Here is a 17194-nt window from a genome sequence, read left to right on the forward strand (position 1 = left end):
TATACATGATCAACATTACATTACCAGATGGCTCTGTTCGCCAGTATCCGAAAGGGGTAACGAGCTACGAGATTGCACTGAGCATTAGCGAAGGTCTTGCACGTAACGTGCTTGCAGCAAAAGTGAATGATACCGTGTGGGATGCTACGCGCCCTATTACGGAAGATGCTACGGTGCAACTTCTCACCTGGAACGATGATCTCGGTAAAAACGCCTTCTGGCACTCGTCGGCACACTTGCTGGCGGAGGCCCTGGAAGAATTATACCCTGGAGTTAAATTCGGTATTGGTCCCCCGGTAGAGAACGGGTTCTATTACGATGTTGACCTAGGTGACCGTACATTCTCGCAGGATGATTTTGCCAAAGTAGAGCAGAAGATGCTGGAGCTGGCACGTAATAAAAGTGAGTTTAAGCGCCGCGAAGTATCCAAAGCCGAAGCTACAGAGTACTTTACCCAAAAAGGCGATGAATATAAACTGGACCTTATCAAAGATCTGGAAGACGGTAGTATCACGTTTTACGAGCAGGGTAACTTCGTAGATCTTTGCCGCGGACCGCATATCCCGAATACAGGATTTATTAAAGCTGCCAAACTGATGAACGTGGCTGGTGCTTACTGGCGTGGCGACGAGTCCAAAAAGCAACTGACCCGTATTTATGGCGTTACTTTCCCAAAGCAGAAGGAGCTGACAGAATACCTGGAGCGTCTGGAAGAAGCCAAGAAGCGCGACCACCGCAAGCTGGGCAAGGAGCTGGAACTGTTCGCTTTCTCTGAGAAGGTTGGTTTAGGGCTGCCGTTGTGGTTGCCTAAAGGTACCTTGCTACGTGAGCGTCTGGAGCAGTTTATGCGTAAAGCGCAGGTTAAAGCCGGCTACCAGCCGGTTGTTACACCACACATTGGCAGCAAGGAACTATACATTACATCCGGCCACTACGAGAAGTATGGTGCCGACTCGTTCCAGCCGATCAAGACGCCGAACGAGAACGAAGAGTTCCTGCTGAAGCCGATGAACTGTCCGCACCACTGCGAGATTTATAAAACACGTCCGCGCTCTTACAAAGAGCTTCCGGTTCGCCTGGCCGAATTTGGTACTGTGTACCGTTATGAGCAAAGCGGAGAGCTGCATGGTTTAACCCGTGTGCGTGGCTTTACGCAGGATGATGCGCACATTTTCTGCCGCCCGGATCAGGTTAAGGAAGAATTCATAAAAGTTATTGACCTGGTGCTTTACGTATTTAAGGCGCTTGGCTTTGAGGATTATACTGCCCAGATCTCCCTTCGTGACCCAGAGAATAAGAGTAAGTATATTGGTACTGACGAAGTTTGGGAAAAAGCGGAAAGCGCTATTATTGAAGCTGCCGCCGAGAAAGGCTTACGTACTGTAACCGAACTGGGCGAGGCTGCGTTTTACGGACCTAAGCTCGACTTTATGGTGCGCGATGCCCTAGGCCGTAAGTGGCAGTTGGGAACTATTCAGGTAGATTATAACTTACCAGAAAGATTCCAGCTGGAATACATTGGTGCTGATAACCAGAAACATCGCCCTGTAATGATTCACCGTGCACCATTTGGGTCGCTGGAGCGTTTTGTGGCAGTTCTGATCGAGCACTGCGGCGGTAATTTCCCGCTGTGGTTGAGTCCTGAGCAGTTTGCCATTCTGCCGATATCAGAAAAATATCACGATTTTGCACAGCAAGTGTATGACCGTCTGGCAGAACAGGACATCAGAGGTTTTGTAGATAACCGCGATGAGAAGATCGGACGCAAGATACGCGATGCAGAAGTGCGCAAGGTACCTTATATGCTGATTGTAGGAGAGAAGGAGCAGGAAGAAAATGCTGTTTCTGTACGCAAACACGGTGAGGGCGACCTGGGCTCGATGAAGGTAGATGATTTTATCTCCTTGTTTCAGAGTAAAATTGCTGAAATACTGAACAATTAAGAAAAGAATTTTCTTTTTGATAGATTAATTGCGATATTCGCACCCTGATTATTAAAATAAATTAAGGAGGTAAAACTATAGCTACGCAAAACAGGCGCTTTATCCCACGCGGAAAGGTGGAAGAGCCATACAAAGTCAATGATAAGATTACTGCCCGAGAGGTAAGACTCGTTGGAGACAATGTAGAGCAGGGAGTATTCCAGACAAGGGATGCTCAGAGAATTGCAAATGAGCAGAATCTTGACCTGGTTGAGATTTCTCCTACTGCCAACCCACCCGTATGCCGTATCATCGACTACTCGAAATTTAAGTACGAGCAGAAGAAAAAGACCCGTGAGATGAAGGCGAAGGCGCAGAAGGTAGTGGTGAAGGAGATCCGTTTCGGTCCTAACACCGATGACCACGATTTCGAGTTTAAACTGAAGCACGCGAGGTCTTTCCTGGAAAGTGGCTTTAAGATTAAATCTTATGTGCACTTTGTTGGTAGAACTATCGTGTTTAAAGAGCGTGGCGAAATCCTGCTGCTTAAGTTTGCTCAGGCGCTTGAAGATGTAGCGAAGGTAGAGCAGTTGCCAAAGCTGGAAGGAAAAAGAATGTTCCTGATGCTGGCACCAAAAGTTGCAGCTCCTGCTAAAAAGTAATTTGTTTAATCAATTATATACACATGCCTAAAGTTAAAACTAAATCTGGTGCAAAGAAGCGTTTTTCTTTGACAGGTACTGGCAAAATTAAGCGTAAGCACGCTTACAAAAGCCACATCCTGACCAAGAAGACGACAAAGCAGAAGCGTAATCTAACGCACACTGGCCTGGTTAGCTCAGCTGACACAGACAGAGTGAAATTGATGCTTCAAATCTAATTCCAGGAATTAGAAGGTTAATTAATTAGTATAAACCCAGTGTCTGGTTTTTTGAAGATTAAAGATTTAATCACCAGCCGCTAAAACTGTAAAAAAATGCCTAGATCGGTAAACGTCGTAGCAGCACGACACAGAAGAAAGAAAATAATGAAAATGGCCAAAGGTTACTTTGGCCGTCGTAAGAACGTTTGGACAGTAGCGAAAAACGCTGTTGAAAAAGGTTTAACTTACGCTTACCGCGACAGAAAGCAGAAGAAAAGAGACTTCCGCGCACTTTGGATCCAGCGTATCAACGCAGGTGCACGCGAGCACGGTTTGTCTTATTCAGCTTTAATGGGCGCCCTTAAAAAGGCTAACATCGACCTGAACCGCAAAGTACTTGCTGACCTGGCGATGAACCACCCGGAAGCTTTCAAGAGCATCGTTGATAAAGTAAAGTAATTTACTTCGCAATATAATCCTTAAAAGGCTTAGCTTCGGCTAAGCCTTTTTTGTTTGGCTATAGTTGCCAGAGCTTCTCGAGGCATAAGTAGAACAGGTTTAGCTCACCTGATTATAGTTTACCAGAGCTATAGTATAAGCTATAATTTTACTAAATTTGCCCGTTGCTTTGGCAGCATTGCTCCCTAATCCCTTTTTACTACAAAATAAAACCAATGAAAAACCTCATCTTCACACTGGCATTGCTATGTGCCGTGTTCAGTGCGCAGGCACAACAGCCTGCGCCTCAAAAACCATCAAAAGAGTTAGTACAGTTCTTTTCCGGCAAGTGGACCGGCGAAGGGCAGTTCTCGAGTGGCAAGCCCATTGCTGCTACCCTCGATTTTAGTTTGGCCCTTGATAGCAGCTGGTTGATGCACCACCACACCGATTTAGCTCCTAATACCTATAAGGCTACGTCGTGGTGGGGTTCCGATCCGGAAACAGGCACTTTTGTAGCGTACATTTTCGATAACTATAGCGGACACCGTAAATTCCAGAGTGAAGGCTTCGGAGATGGAAAGCTGGTACTTACCACGCAACAGCCTCATCCTAAGTTTGGTATCATGTGGCAGCACTTTATCTACGAAAAGCTTTCTGCTGATTCTTTTAAAATGACTTATGAAGTCAGCCGCGATGGCAAAGAGTGGCGAATGGTCGATTATCTTATTTTTAAGAGATCTGTAAAAGCATAGATTGTTGCTAAACTATAAAAGCGCTGGTTCTACTCAGATTAGGGAGGTAGAACCAGCGCTTTTTTATGTAGTACTGGTTTAAACGTAACTGATGTTTGTTACTTTCACGGTTTCTTCATCACGGCCTAATTTTATAGTTAGCGTCTGTCCGGCTTTGGCGCCTGTTACTGCCCGCGCAATAGGAGCCACAAAGGCAATAAGGCCTTCTTCTACAGATGCTTCGTCCACTCCAACTATAGTAAAGGTTCGGTGTTTGCCGGGATGTTTCCCCTTTATAGTTTCCAGGGTTACGGTAGCCCCGAAGCGAACCTGGTCTGCAGGCTGATCTTTTGTATCAATTACTTTTGCAGTAGCTATTCGGGAGGTGAGCGCCGCAATTCTGCCATTCAGTATCGTTAACTGGCGGGTTCTTTCGGCTTCGTTTTCACGGTTTGCTTCTGCCTGGCTGCGTTCTGCTTCCAGTTCGGTAAGCTCGTTGCGTAATAGCTCCAGCCCGCGGGGCGTTACATAGTTGTTTACCCCAGCAGGCAACGCAGCCCTGGGCGGAATGATCGGGGCTTCCCCGGAGTCGTCTTCTTTTACAAATGCTCTGCTCATGCCACTAAGAACGCAGCCTGTAAAAGCGAGTTACAAACTATAAACTATAGCAGCAGTGTATCTATCAGGTGGGCATGTACCATTTGCCTGTGCTGCGTCCACGAGAAGATTGTAAAACGCCCGTCCTGAGACGCGACCAACCCAAGGGCATCGCGCTGATCGTGTACAAACTGGGCGACTGATAAATGTCGTGTGCCACCAATCTGAGCAGGGTGTACTTGCTTTTCTTCATTTCCAACTATAGGTTCTGTCAGAAGCAGCTCATCTACAGGCTTGCTGCCAGTAGCTCTTCCGATTTTAGCACCAAAAGCCAGCAGGTTATAGTTGTTCGTAATAATTGTAGCGCCATCGATGGCAGTTAAGCCGGCGAGTGCATCCACTTCTCTTTTTAAAGCCTCAAACCAGGTGCCGTTAGCTTTTTCTTCCTCCTCATGCGCTACCAGTTGGGCAAGCCCGGTTACCGAATTTGTAATGGCATAAAGCATTGGTTTGATGATAGAACGCTGCCAGTTATCAGTTCCAGAAGGAACAATCAGCAGGGAACCACCACGCTTATGCGCCCGCATTGATACCGCCAGCTGCACCAGCACATTGGCGGCTATGTCCTTTAGTGGGGTGTTAAAATCAAGCAGAGAAGTCAGAATACCAGGGCAATCCTCTATTATGACACTTTTCTCGTCTATAAACTTAATCTGGTCGCCCTGCAGCACGGCAACGTTGGCATACTTACCAAAGCCTTCCAGCCGCCGGTGTTTTATAACCAGCAAACCTGGTTCCGATACATCCACCACAAAGCTTAAGCTTGGTATAGCGCGCGTGGTACCCCAGATGTATAGTTCGCCATCTTCCTGCCATACGCCGGTATGTATGCCTGGCCGTTCAACTCCAGGGGCAAGCTTTGTAAGTATAGCTGGTTTTAATGGCAGGCGCTGCTGAAACAGAACCGGTTGGTCAGCCAGATCGGGTGGTAGAAAAGCCAGCGATATTTTAATAATGTGGCCTTCCTCACGCTGTAAGCTGGCCCAGAAAGCTGTATCAATCAGTTTCTCTATTTGTCTGGCAGTGGGCGCAGGTGCAAGCGTTTTGTCACTGGCTGAGCGCGCAGCAGACAAATGCGAAACAAAGTGCTGTTCTATAGTTTGGGCTACAGTCTGGGCGGCCTGGTACGTAGTTTTATGCGTCATGCTGATAGTACGGTTTGCTGAAAAACAAGTATAGCCAACTATAGTTGTTACAGAAACTGCACGGTAATGTAACTGTTGGTATTACGGCCCTGGTCGTCGGTGCAGGAGATTTTATACTTACCGGCTCGTGTTGGCTCAAAAAACACCTGTTCGCTGGCTGGGGCGACTTTCAGAAATTTATCGTTGATGTACCAGTAAACCTGCTTTACTTCGTTGTGTGCGTTAGCGTACAACATGAGCTTTTGTTTTTCTTCCCGTTCTAAAATGTATTCCATTTCGGATGCAGGCGATGTGATAACTGGTGCAAATTCCTGGAAAATGCGGCTGCAAGCAGGGTTATGACCGGGAATACGCTGGTACGGGATATGCTCTGCGTTATAAAAGCTCAAGATCTCTGGGGCAAGATTCGGATACCACTTTTGCAGCACGCCGGTTTCCGGCTGGCAGGTGGTACAATAGGCGTACTTTTCATCCACAGAAACCGCTACTTTTTTCAGGTGTGAACATTTAGATACACGTGAAATGCCCGGAATAAATGTATCCATTACCAGATCGGAGCAAAAGCTGTTAGCCGGTGCCCCTGTTGCAGTACAAACTGCACGGTTCGCTACTGATTCAGGGGGCGAAAACCAGTTGTTGGGGCTGTTATAGTCTATGGCATTAAAAATATCGAACAACAGTGGTGTGGCCGAATCGGTGCCGTTAAGTTCCGGAACGCCTTCCCCTGAAAAGTTGCCTACCCACACACCTACCGTATAGTTTTTGTTGTAGCCAATGCTCCAGGCGTCGCGCCTGCCATACGAAGTGCCGGTTTTCCAGGCTATTTTAGGTAAATGGGCACTGTTTTGTGCGTTATGCGGCAGATCGGGTCGCAATAGCTGCGTTAGGATCTGGTTTAACATGTATGCCGATGCCGGGGAGAAAACTTGCTTCTGGACTATAGTTGTATCCTGCTGCAGAAACCGGACCGGGCTATAGTTGCCGTTGTTAGCCAGCGCTGCATAAAGCGCCGTAAGTTCTTCCAGGGTAACGCCACAACCGCCCAGTATCAGCGACAGTCCAAGCTCGTTGCCGTTCCGCTTCATTTCCGAGAACTCAGCCTGCTGCAGTTTTTTTACAAAGGTGTGCACGCCTACCTGATCCAGCAACTTTACAGCCGGTATATTCAGCGAAGTGGCCAGCGCATGTTCTATCGTTACGTTGCCGTTATAGTTGCCGAAATAGTTCTGGGGCCGGTAACCAGCATAGTCAACCGGCACATCACTGATAATGGTTTTAGGTGTGATCAATCCTTTATCAATAGCAGTAGCATAAAGAAAGGGCTTAAGCGTGCTGCCAGGCGAGCGGATGGCCCGTACGCCATCTACCTGCCCGCCATGTGCTGCATCAGAAAAGTCTGCAGAACCCAGGTAGGCTTCCACTGCTTTTGTTTGATTATTGATGACCAGTACGGCTGCATTATGGATATTCTGGTAACGCAGGCGCTGCATGTAGTTGTAGGCCAGTTGCTCTACTTTTTCCTGTATCCGCCGGTTAAGCGTTGTTTTAATGTTCGGCTGATTTCTATAGTTGCGGAACATGCGGTAGGCAAAATGCGGGGCAACTTTGGGGGCCTCAAGCCGGGTGGCTTCCAAAGGTTCCTGTAGTGCATCTTCCAATGCATCCGCCGGAAAAGCTTTTTCTCTTTTATAGTAATTTAGCCACTTGTTCCGGAATGCAACTATAAGCGCATTTTGCCCACCGATGCGTAACGACGATGGCTTATTCGGGATAACGGTTAACGTAACGGCCTGGGCCAGACTTAGTTGATTTGGCGATTGGTGGAAGAACAGGACAGACGCTGCTTTAACGCCTTCGATGTTGCCACCAAAAGGTACCAGGTTTAAGTATAGTTGCAGGATCTCGTCTTTGCTATAGTTCAGCTCCAGTTGCAGCGCCCTAAAAATCTCGATGGCTTTGTTGCGGTAGGTGCGTTTTTGAGGATACAGCAGCCTGGCTACCTGCATGGTTATAGTGGATGCCCCCGACGTGGTTTTACCTGTTATGAGGTTATAATAAGCCGCCCTGACGATTGCTGCAGGATTTACTCCCGGATGATAGTAGAAATAACGGTCCTCTTTCAGTAGCACGGCTTTTTTCAGCACCGGATTCAGCTCGTCGGGCTCCAATCGCATACGCCATTTATCATCCTTGCTCAGGAAAGCATTGATCTCACTGCCATCAGAAGCCGTGATTACCGGAGAATAAGAGACATTTATAGTTAAGGGATAAAGCCAGTTAAGAACTAAGAAAGCAACTATAGGCGTCAGCAGTACAAACGCGAAACCAAACCAACGCCTTTTTATGGCTATTGAGAGCTTAGGAAGTTTAAACGAATGTAGCAAAAGACGCATCAAACTATAGGTGTCTCAGTACTCAAACTCAATGTAATCTCATCTCACTTTAACTGTGCCGGCGCCGTGGTAACTATGGTATTCGGCATTGTACATGGCATCGGCACCTACAGGCCCCAGCTTAAAGGTACCTTTCGATACTGCACGTACTTGGTAAAAGAAGTATTGCTGCTTTGGTTGTGCTGTTGCATAAATGTTGATGCGGTCGTCCCGGATGTCGATGTAGTCAGGCAATGCAGGTTGTTGTTTCTGTATCCAACTGAACTCACGTTCGGTCATCAGGCGCGGGTTCTCAATTTCGAAAGCTGCAGGAAGCATGTCGGTTATAGCTACGTTCGGTATCGTTCTTCCGTCCAGCGACTGCAGGGCTATTCTAACTATAACCAGGTCATTTTGCTTTACTGAGTTGCTGGTTATTTCCTTACCGTCACGGGTAAAAAAGTTGCGGCGCACCTGCATATAGTTGTCTTCTTGTTTATAGTTGCCGCTCTGGCTTATACCTTCCGCTTCCCAGAAGTAATATAGCGTACCCTTGCCGGAGCTGCGTAACGTAATCGCGCCTGACTTAATCTTATCCTGTAAAACCAAATCCCTATCCTGGTATGTGCCAATTACTTTACCGTTCTGTAAAACCTGTAGCGTGCTGTTACCTGCATTGCGGCTAGCCAGTTTGCCAAGCGCCATCAAAGCAAAAGCGCGTTCCTGTGTGTTGTACCACCGGTTAGATCGGAGCTCTTCAGATAAATGCCTTGCAAGCGTGGCAACCTGCGGGTTCTCCGGATCAGCTTCAATCAACCCGTTCAGCGATATGGCCATGTCGCGCATTGGAGAGTAAAAACTGCCATCCAATGCCCGAACAGACGTTTCGCCGGAGAAGGAGCGGGGTAGTACTTGGTTAAAGCTTTCTCGCCTTCCGTTCAGGGCGTATGTGCTGGCCAGCAGGTAGCGGCTATCCAGTGAGAGCAGCTCCGGCTTTGCTTTATAGTAGTTCATCGTTGCCCAATCGGGTTTGCCGGCTATAGTTAGCACATAAAGTGAGTAAGCTGTCTCGCGCGAAGCGATGTATTTGCTTTGCACCTGTCGGCTTGCGTTATAGTAGCGGTATTCTTCCATGCCTTTGCCTTTTACTTTGCGTTGCAGGTAGGTCAGCGCCTTGTCCAATACCTGTTGTGTTACCGGGTAGCCTGCTTTTCTGGCTTCCAGTAAGAAGTGTGTGGCATAGGCACTGCTCCACCAGTCGGTATTTTCGGCGCCGGGCCAGTAGGTAAATCCGCCATCGTACTGCTGCGTGAGCTCAATCTTTGTAATTGCTTCCTGCACCAGGTAAGCCGGGTTGTAGGTCCTATTCTGCTGTGTTTGCTGCAGCGAGCGGGCCAGGTCGGTATAATAAAGCAGCGGGAAGGCCGTGGATGTGGTCTGCTCCAGGCAACCATGCGGATAGCGCAGTAGGAAGGTTATATCGTCGGTAAACTGTGCCAGTGGCGAATTACTGACGATTAGTTTAGAGGATACCGATGAAGGGATAAAGTCATGGTTAAGCCTGATCTCTTTTGTGGCACCATCTTTTATAGTCCCGGCTTCGGTTACTTTGGCAAGCGGCGCAGTCGGGCGAACGGTGATGTCGGTGGTGTTACTGAATTTTTCGCCGAGTGCATTGGTCGTAACGATAACTTTAGCCTGGCCTATATTGGATGCTGCCACTACTTTATAGTTTACACGGGCCTCAGCGTTCGGTTTTATAGTTACTGATTGAGCAGCTGTGCCTACCAGGCGGAGCGGGCCTGTAACGGTAATGCTGCTGCTGGCCGTTGCGGTATTGGCCGTTGTATTGGTTAATGTTACCGGTACCAGCATCGTATCTCCCGGGCTAACAAAACGCGGCAGCGCCGTACTGATGACCACCGGATCAGAAACCCGCATCATTTTCTCTGCAGAACCAAATGATTTTCCTTTATAAGCTACTGCCATAACCCGCAGCGAGCCAGAAAACTCAGGTATCTTTACTTTAACTATAGCTTCACCATTTCCATTCGTTTTCAGATGCTCGCTCCATAATGACACTAGCTTAACGCGCTTGGATGTAAGCGGATTGATGCGCTTCTCCAGGTCATAGCCATCACCGCCTACACTCGACCTACCTGCCAACTCCGGAAACAGGTAAGGGTACAGGTCATAAGCTTCAGTAGCCAAGGCGCGTTTCTGGTAAAAGTACCCATGCGGGTTAGGCGTTTTATAGTCTTTGAGTTGCAGGATGCCCTCGTCTACTACAGCCAGCGTAACTTCGGCGTTCGGAACGGTTTTGATCTTCACCTGCTGTTGCCTGCCCGAGCGTGATACATCAGGTGCTGTAATTGCTACGGCAAGTTTTGTTTCTGATGATGTAACCTGTAGCGGTTTAAAGCCGCGAGCTATAGTTAAAGGCATACGGTTGTCCTTAACTTGGCGCAATGCGGTAGCCGTGATGTAGACAGTAGGCAGGTGCTCGCTAACTATAGGCAACGTAAGCGAAGCGGCTTTTTTATCAGTTTTAAGATAATAATAGCTAAGTACCTGGTCCTGCTCTACGGTTACCAGAATTTTGCCAGCAAATGGTGATTTAAACAGTATTTTTGCCTTATCGCCAACCGCATAGGTTTCTTTGTCGATAGTTATGTCTACTTCGCCCTCGGTATTAACAGCAAACGAGGTGCTTTCGGTATCGCCCCAGCCATAGGCGTAAAACTCCTGCGCCACATAATTATAGGCTCCGGGCCGCATTATACGCAGCTCATACTCACCCGACGAAACAGGGGTAAAGCTGAAGTTTGCTCCGCCAGCTGGCACATTAACCTGTTTGCTGAGCACCACATTTTCTTTGCGCTGCGATTTATAGTTATAGTTGTCGGAATATCGCTCTATTACTGATTCGTAGGTGTAGCGCACTAGTTGCACCTGTGCTGTAGCGGCTACTGGTTTACCATCGCGATTCAGGGCAAGGAGCGGAATGTGCATTTGCTTTCTGGTGCTCACATAAGCATCAAAGGTCCGGATACCGAAATACACCTGTTGCGTGCTTACATCAAACTTGCTCAGCCTGTTAACCGGTCTGCCGGATTCATCAAAAACAGTAGTATAAACCGAACCGTCCAGTAACCCAACATCTTTATAGTCTGTCAATTGGAAAGTTTCCTGGCCCTTACCCTGTTCGTTGGTTTCTCCCTGGCGCACGCTGCTTTGTATGTCTACCGCACCCGAGGTGTTGATATCGAAAGTATAGTCCGGGTAGTTTTTTGGGGAAAATGCTTTCTTTTTAAGGTTGAGCTGTACTTCGTAATTACGGTTTGCTGCCGGTGGGCCAAACAGGTTTTGCGCTGTTAAATCAACTATAAGTTTATCGCCTGGTATGTAAGATGATTTGTTAAGGATAGCAGTAACCTTCAGGCGATCCGGCATGAATTCTTCCACACCAATTTTATGAGCGTTTAGCAGCACGTCGTTGCCGGAATACACCTCTATCGTATAGGTGCCTGTAACGGCAGCGGTGCCTAACACAAAATCAGCAGTAGTGGCGCCTTGCTGGTTCAGTTTTGACTTAATGCTGCGGTACTCTTTGCCATTAGGCAGCAGCAGTTTTAGCTTAACAGGCAGGCCGGCTATAGTTTCCCAGTTGGTTGTCCGGATAATGGTGTTGACATGCACCGTATCGCCAGGGCGGTAGAGGTCGCGGTCGCCGTAGATGTAAGCTTCATACTCCAACTGTCCTAAGCGTTTTCCACCTACATCAAAACGTGAAGTATTGACCTGTGTCTGGCTGTAAGGCATGTAGTTAAAGTCGTGTTCCAGTCGCGCTGTTATCAGGCCCATTTTAAAATCCGGAGCGACTTTATCTATGTTACTGAACCTTGCTACGCCATCCTTATCAGTAGTAGCTTTATGAATAACCTGGTTATTGGTACTGATAAAACGGATCTCAACACCGGGCAAGGTAGTAGCATCGCGGATAGAGTTTGCAAACACAACCACATCGTTCTTACCCTGCTTAGCTATCAGTCCTATATCAGAAACAGACACGATCTTGGAATCTTTCAGCCAGCTCTTTTCTGTACTGGTCACTGTAATTACATATAGGCCTTTAAACTGGCTGTCAAAATCCAAGTCATCGAGGTCTAGGTGGAGCAGGCGGTTGCTGCCCTGCTTGCGCAGGCTTTTGGTGTCGTATTCCCGCTCAAAAATGATGTTTCCGTTGTTGTCGTTCACATCGTAGTAGTAACTCTCGTAATATTCTTCTGCTTCCTGGTCGTAATAGCCGTCGTAGTGTTTGCCTTCCTGCAGGTAGCGCAGCATGTTGTTCTCGTAAACTTTGCCAATGCTGACCTTAATGCGTGGCACCTGCACCAGGTTCAGAGCAATGTCGCGGGAGCCTTTGCTGCTCAGGTAAATGCTTCTGGGGTTTGCAAAAGCTACGGTAGGCTGCAGCGTGTTAAATGTTACCGGATGCCTGTAGCTCTTTCCCATTTCCTTACCTGCTACTCCGGCCAGTTTTCCGTCTATAGTTAGTGTATAGTTCTCCTGACCCGAAAAATTACCTTGCAGCACCAGGCCGTTATCCAGCCGTTCTACTGTAAAGGTTCTGCGTGGTTCTATCGTTAGCAGGCTGTGCAGGTCTGCATTCGTAACTGGTTGTGTGGTGAATACATAGATGCGTTCCTGGCCTTCTTCATATGCGGTGGCAACTTCTGTGATCTGCATCTGCCTGCGACTTGGCAGTTCTATTTGGCGTTCTATAGTTTGGGTGGTCTGGTATGTGCTGCCGGGCATGCGCAAGCCCTTGGCTATTGTTAGCCGAACCGGCACCGCATTATCTGTTTCCTGGCGCAGCCCTTTCAGTTTTATCGTTATGCTCTCGCGGTTACTGCTTACAAGTTCTGCCGGTACTTCGGTATTGTTCTGGAACACTTGCAAGGCCTCACGAAGCGACGGCAGGTTAACCGGATAGTTAAAGTAAAGCTGCAGGTTTGCTTCCAGTTCTGTTGGATTATTCTCGTTCAGTGTCCAGTAAGAGTTGGTTTTAGTAAGCGCCAGGTAAGGCGTATGAAAGGTAAAGCCCTGTCCGCTGGGTATCTTATAGTTGCTGCCAGTATGAAGCAGCAGTTTATCTGTTAACTCGGCCTGGTAGTTTGTACTTGGTGCAAAAGGCCTAGAAGGGGAGAACACTAATTCATCGGGGGCAGTCCATTTAAACTGGCCGGGCACTGCCGGCCTGATGCTGATATAAGGTATCGTATCCCATTGATTCAGTAAGGAGTCTGAGACGAGATCTTTATTAAATTTAAATACCAGGTTCTGTTCCTGTGCTATCTGTTGTTCAAAATTCCGGCTTTCGAGGTATAGTTCATCACTCGGGCGGTTGCAGGCAGCGGTAAAGGCTATTATACTTAACAGCGAGTATGCCTTTAGTAAGTACTTCAGGGATTTTTTCATCAGAAAGCGGGGATAAAGGGCCTGTAACTTACTTAAAGGTAGAAAATATTTGTATAAAAAAAGAAAATCAAATTCGGGTTTAAAATTATGGCACGCGAATTGTAACTACCCTCTACAGTTGCGTATAATGTTTTCAACTTAAAGAATGAAAGTCATGAAAAAGTTAATCAGTTTTGCTCTTTGCCTAGTGTTGTTGGTTGCAGTGTCGTTGAGCGCAACTGCTCAGACCAAAGAACGTAAAGGCTGGAGCCCACAGGCTAAAGGTGCTGTAATTGGTACTGCTGCTGGCGCAGGTGCCGGTGCAATCATCCATAAGCGTAATAGAGTGGTTGGTGGTGTAGTAGGTGGTGTTGTTGGTGGCGCTGCTGGTTACGGTATCGGTAAAGCCATAGATAACAAGCAGAAGAAAGAAGAAGCTGAAAGAATTGCTGCTGCTAACCGTGCTGCCGCTGCTAACAGGGCTGCTAATGCCCGTATGGCCTCTGCACCTAAAGCTAAGAAAGCAGTAACGCCTGCTGTTGCGGCACCTGCTGCTAATGCCTTGGTTGCGAGCACACAAGAAAATGCTTTTGCAGCAAATGCTAACTCTTTCGAGTACCTGGCTGGTAACATGTTCCTGCCAAACCCACACTTTGGCGATACTGACAAGCCGTACCATACTTCTGAGTATAGAAGAAAGAGCTGGTAAAATATTTTACTCTTAACTATAAAAAAACCAGGCTGCTTTGTCTGGTTTTTTTTATAGCCGTATAAGGCGAAAAAAAACATCTTGTATTTATTATACACTAAATTCTGAATGTATGAGATCTTTAATAACAATGCTGGTAATGGGGTTTCTGCTGGTATCATGTAGCAAAGCCCCGGATATAAAAGAAGTACAGGAGCTTAACCGTGCATTTATTGATGCCTGGAACGACCGGGACGAAAATAAGCTGGAAGACATGATGGCCGATGATGTGGACTTTGTGCAGGGCGAGATTCATTTTCGGGGCAAATCCGAAGTAATGGACAAGTGGGTAAACGAAACCATCAAAACGATTGACGACCTGCGCCTGAGAACGATTAGCTCCGGCATTTCAGGAGACATTGCCTACGAAGCAGGTACATTTACCGTAGATGTTCTCCCAGACGCTCCGGGTCAGCCAGGTGGCGAAGGGGAAGGTAACTTTATGTTACTCTGGAAGAAAGCAGAAGACGGTACCTGGAAACTAAGCTATGCACAGTTAGAGGACTTACCAGTGCAGGTAAAACTTCGCTAAGTCTTAACTATAAAATTAATCTGTAAAAAGCACAGGCTGCCATGTTTTACAACGGCAGCCTGTGCTTTTTAATTTAGTAATATTGGACTGTTTTAAAGCAAAAAAGCCTGCCGGAATTAACCAGCAGGCTTTTGTTGTAGCGGGGAGCAGAATCGAACTGCCGACCTCAGGGTTATGAATCCTGCGCTCTAACCATCTGAGCTACCCCGCCGAATTGTGGTGCAAATGTAGGTAAAAGTTTTAATACCGCACAATACCTTCGTCAGAAAAAAAATATTTTATTTTCGATATATTAATAGAATCAAAAAATAACACTATACTTACTCAGTCACTTACCATTCTAACTATGATTAAGTCTACTAAAACAAAATTTGTTGAAGAGTACGCGATAAATGCTTCCGCTAAAATTTTATATCCATACCTGAGTACGGCCGGCGGCCTTGTGCAGTGGTTCTGCGATGATGTAGTGGTGGAGGAGAACAAAGTGTTTAATTTTTTGTGGGATGGCAGCAACCACTATGCTGAGCTCACAAACTATCGCTTAAACCGCTCTGTACGTTTCATGTTCCTGGACGAAAACAGAAACCATGTATCAGATGCCTCTTATATCGACTTCTCTATTGAGACAAGTGAGCTAACGCAAGAGCAGTTTCTGAAAGTAACAGACTATTCTGAAGAAAATGATGTGGAAGAGTTGGCCGAGTTGTGGGACCACCTGATGCAGAAATTAAGAGAAATAGTAGGAGGGTAGCGCGCTGTCTTATTCCGCTGCGTATCTTTGCACGTTTTTTGGGGGATGTGTGTTAAACTATAAGCCCATTGCGCAGGCAAAGCCGTGGTGGTTTATTTGCTCTTAATGAAGAAACTAGATAAGCTTATTTTAAGGTCGTTTATCGGCCCTTTCGTATTAACTTTTGCTGTAGTTGAGTTTATCCTGCTTACGCAGTATATGCTTAAGTACCTTGATGAACTGGTAGGGAAAGATTTGGGTGCTGCCATTTTTGGTGAGCTACTCTTTTACTTCAGCCTGAACATGGCTCCTGTCGCGCTGCCGCTTGCGGTACTGCTATCTGCCCTCATGACTTTCGGTACGCTGGGGGAGCACCATGAACTTACGGCCATTAAAACATCAGGCATTGCGCTTCCACGTATTTTACGTCCTGTTCTTATTTTTTCCGTAGTGCTAGCAATCAGTGCCTTCTTCTTTAACAACTATGTGGTGCCACGCGCTAACCTTAAAGCTTATAGTTTGCTATGGGACATCAGGCAGACCAAACCGACGATGAACTTTAAGGAAGGGGCATTTTACAACGGTATTCCAGGGTATAGTATCAAGATAAACGAGAAGCTGGGCGATGACGGAAACGTGCGCGATGTGATGATCTATGACCACACACAGGGTGGTAACAATACACGGGTTATACTGGCCGATTCCGGGCGTATGTATACAGCCAGTAACGATAATTATCTGGTGCTGGAGCTTTTTAAGGGCAGTATTTATGTGAACCAGAATTCAGGTGCTTTTCAGGGTTCAAGCGAACAATTTGTAAGGCAACGTTTTGGTGAAAGTAAGCTCATGTTCAGTCTGGCTTCCTTTAACCTAAGCCGCACACGCGAAGAATATTTTGCAGACAACAAGATGATGAAAAACATCTCGGAGCTGGATTTTATTACAGACTCGTTGCATACGCAGGCCGGAAACGAACATTCCAGGTTTATTGCGAACGTAGATCCATTCTATATGTACCTGAGTGTGGATACAACCAAAGCAAAATACAGTGGCCGCGCACGGATAAACGAGGAATTTGATAAACAGCTTCCGGAGCCTGTCGCTACAACCTACGTAATGGCTAAGAATAAGGCCCGTAATATTAAGAACTATACAACAGGCTACATTGAGCGGTTAAACAGCACCATACGCGAAGCTAACAACTTCGAGATTGAGATCTGGAAAAAGTACACCCAGTCTGCAAGCATCCTGATCATGTTCCTGATTGGGGCACCGCTGGGCGCTATCATCAAAAAGGGTGGTCTCGGTGTTCCAGTTATTATCTCCATTATCTTTTTCATAATCATGTATGTGCTCTCGATTCTGGGGGAGAAGTGGGCACGAGAGAGCCTGGTGCCGGTGCCGGTAGGTATGTGGGCATCCAATGCCATCCTGCTGCCAATTGGTTTGTTTTTCCTTTACCAGGCACGTCACGACTCCAGTCTGCTGGAATTTGATTTATGGCGTAAAATAATGGCCCGACTACGACGCAGTAAAATATAGGCAGAAGTGAGTTGATGCTATTGACGATAAGGGGCATAAACTGACTTATACT

General features: G+C 46.9%; 13 protein-coding genes and 1 tRNA gene. 9 read left to right on the plus strand and 5 right to left on the minus strand.

The features are described from left to right. The first annotated feature begins 5 nt into the window (after positions 1-5). The 5 genes from thrS to GXP69_RS09435 all read left to right on the plus strand — a co-directional run bounded on the left by thrS (position 6) and on the right by GXP69_RS09435 (position 3977). On the plus strand, positions 6-1943 hold the full coding sequence (thrS, locus tag GXP69_RS09415) for a threonine--tRNA ligase (RefSeq protein ID WP_163914700.1): 1938 nt from the start codon (positions 6-8) through the stop codon (positions 1941-1943). Positions 1944-2059: 116 nt separating this feature from the next. Beyond that, positions 2060-2584, plus strand: coding sequence for a translation initiation factor IF-3 (gene infC, locus GXP69_RS09420; protein ID WP_163914702.1), 525 nt, complete (start codon positions 2060-2062; stop codon positions 2582-2584). Positions 2585-2607: 23 nt separating this feature from the next. Then, positions 2608-2802 (plus strand): 50S ribosomal protein L35, encoded by a 195-nt coding sequence (gene rpmI, locus GXP69_RS09425; RefSeq protein ID WP_163914704.1) that lies wholly within the window; start codon positions 2608-2610, stop codon positions 2800-2802. Positions 2803-2898: 96 nt separating this feature from the next. After that, positions 2899-3243, plus strand: coding sequence for a 50S ribosomal protein L20 (gene rplT, locus GXP69_RS09430; protein ID WP_162344375.1), 345 nt, complete (start codon positions 2899-2901; stop codon positions 3241-3243). Between the two features lie 215 nt (positions 3244-3458). Next, the gene (locus tag GXP69_RS09435) at positions 3459-3977 is read left to right on the plus strand and encodes a DUF1579 domain-containing protein (protein ID WP_163914706.1); all 519 of its coding nucleotides are present in this window, start codon (positions 3459-3461) and stop codon (positions 3975-3977) included. A gap of 78 nt (positions 3978-4055) precedes the next feature. On the opposite strand, the gene GXP69_RS09440 is transcribed toward GXP69_RS09435, so the two are convergent. The 4 genes from GXP69_RS09440 to GXP69_RS09455 are packed head-to-tail and all read right to left on the minus strand — an operon-like array spanning position 4056 to position 13611. After that, positions 4056-4574 (minus strand): GreA/GreB family elongation factor, encoded by a 519-nt coding sequence (locus tag GXP69_RS09440; RefSeq protein ID WP_163914708.1) that lies wholly within the window; start codon positions 4572-4574, stop codon positions 4056-4058. Positions 4575-4618: 44 nt separating this feature from the next. Beyond that, complete coding sequence (locus GXP69_RS09445; RefSeq protein ID WP_163914710.1) at positions 4619-5758, minus strand: putative sensor domain DACNV-containing protein; 1140 nt, start codon at positions 5756-5758, stop codon at positions 4619-4621. Between the two features lie 47 nt (positions 5759-5805). Then, positions 5806-8151: a penicillin-binding protein 1C gene (gene pbpC / locus GXP69_RS09450; RefSeq protein WP_163914712.1), complete on the minus strand. Its 2346-nt coding sequence runs from the start codon at positions 8149-8151 to the stop codon at positions 5806-5808. Between the two features lie 39 nt (positions 8152-8190). Further along, positions 8191-13611 carry an alpha-2-macroglobulin family protein gene (locus GXP69_RS09455; RefSeq protein WP_163914713.1) on the minus strand — a complete coding sequence of 1807 codons (5421 nt, stop codon included), beginning with the start codon at positions 13609-13611 and terminating at the stop codon, positions 8191-8193. Between the two features lie 154 nt (positions 13612-13765). On the opposite strand from GXP69_RS09455, the gene GXP69_RS09460 reads away from it, so the two are divergent. Continuing rightward, positions 13766-14299, plus strand: coding sequence for a glycine zipper domain-containing protein (locus tag GXP69_RS09460; RefSeq protein ID WP_163914714.1), 534 nt, complete (start codon positions 13766-13768; stop codon positions 14297-14299). Between the two features lie 112 nt (positions 14300-14411). Next, on the plus strand, positions 14412-14870 hold the full coding sequence (locus GXP69_RS09465; protein WP_163914715.1) for a YybH family protein: 459 nt from the start codon (positions 14412-14414) through the stop codon (positions 14868-14870). A gap of 137 nt (positions 14871-15007) precedes the next feature. On the opposite strand, the gene GXP69_RS09470 is transcribed toward GXP69_RS09465, so the two are convergent. Further along, positions 15008-15081, minus strand: a tRNA-Met gene (locus GXP69_RS09470). Between the two features lie 135 nt (positions 15082-15216). Between GXP69_RS09470 and GXP69_RS09475 the strand changes: the two genes are divergently transcribed. Then, entirely contained in the window at positions 15217-15621 is a 405-nt protein-coding gene (locus tag GXP69_RS09475; protein WP_163914716.1) for an START-like domain-containing protein, read from the plus strand. Between the two features lie 105 nt (positions 15622-15726). Further along, positions 15727-17142, plus strand: coding sequence for an LptF/LptG family permease (locus GXP69_RS09480; RefSeq protein WP_163914717.1), 1416 nt, complete (start codon positions 15727-15729; stop codon positions 17140-17142). Positions 17143-17194 lie beyond the last annotated feature (52 nt).

Source organism: Pontibacter burrus (genome assembly GCF_010686685.1).
GTDB classification, from domain to species: Bacteria; Bacteroidota; Bacteroidia; order Cytophagales; family Hymenobacteraceae; genus Pontibacter; species Pontibacter burrus.

Excerpts from the sequence above, each read along its gene's own strand:
- GXP69_RS09465 (WP_163914715.1), top strand. The coding sequence starts at position 14,412 with ATGAGATCTTTAATAACAATGCTGGTAATGGGGTTTCTGCTGGTATCA.
- thrS (WP_163914700.1), top strand. The coding sequence starts at position 6 with ATGATCAACATTACATTACCAGATGGCTCTGTTCGCCAGTATCCGAAA.
- GXP69_RS09440 (WP_163914708.1), bottom strand. The coding sequence starts at position 4,574 with ATGAGCAGAGCATTTGTAAAAGAAGACGACTCCGGGGAAGCCCCGATC.
- GXP69_RS09435 (WP_163914706.1), top strand. The coding sequence starts at position 3,459 with ATGAAAAACCTCATCTTCACACTGGCATTGCTATGTGCCGTGTTCAGT.
- GXP69_RS09475 (WP_163914716.1), top strand. The coding sequence starts at position 15,217 with ATGATTAAGTCTACTAAAACAAAATTTGTTGAAGAGTACGCGATAAAT.
- GXP69_RS09480 (WP_163914717.1), top strand. The coding sequence starts at position 15,727 with ATGAAGAAACTAGATAAGCTTATTTTAAGGTCGTTTATCGGCCCTTTC.
- GXP69_RS09460 (WP_163914714.1), top strand. The coding sequence starts at position 13,766 with ATGAAAAAGTTAATCAGTTTTGCTCTTTGCCTAGTGTTGTTGGTTGCA.
- GXP69_RS09445 (WP_163914710.1), bottom strand. The coding sequence starts at position 5,758 with ATGACGCATAAAACTACGTACCAGGCCGCCCAGACTGTAGCCCAAACT.
- GXP69_RS09455 (WP_163914713.1), bottom strand. The coding sequence starts at position 13,611 with ATGAAAAAATCCCTGAAGTACTTACTAAAGGCATACTCGCTGTTAAGT.
- rpmI (WP_163914704.1), top strand. The coding sequence starts at position 2,608 with ATGCCTAAAGTTAAAACTAAATCTGGTGCAAAGAAGCGTTTTTCTTTG.
- pbpC (WP_163914712.1), bottom strand. The coding sequence starts at position 8,151 with ATGCGTCTTTTGCTACATTCGTTTAAACTTCCTAAGCTCTCAATAGCC.
- rplT (WP_162344375.1), top strand. The coding sequence starts at position 2,899 with ATGCCTAGATCGGTAAACGTCGTAGCAGCACGACACAGAAGAAAGAAA.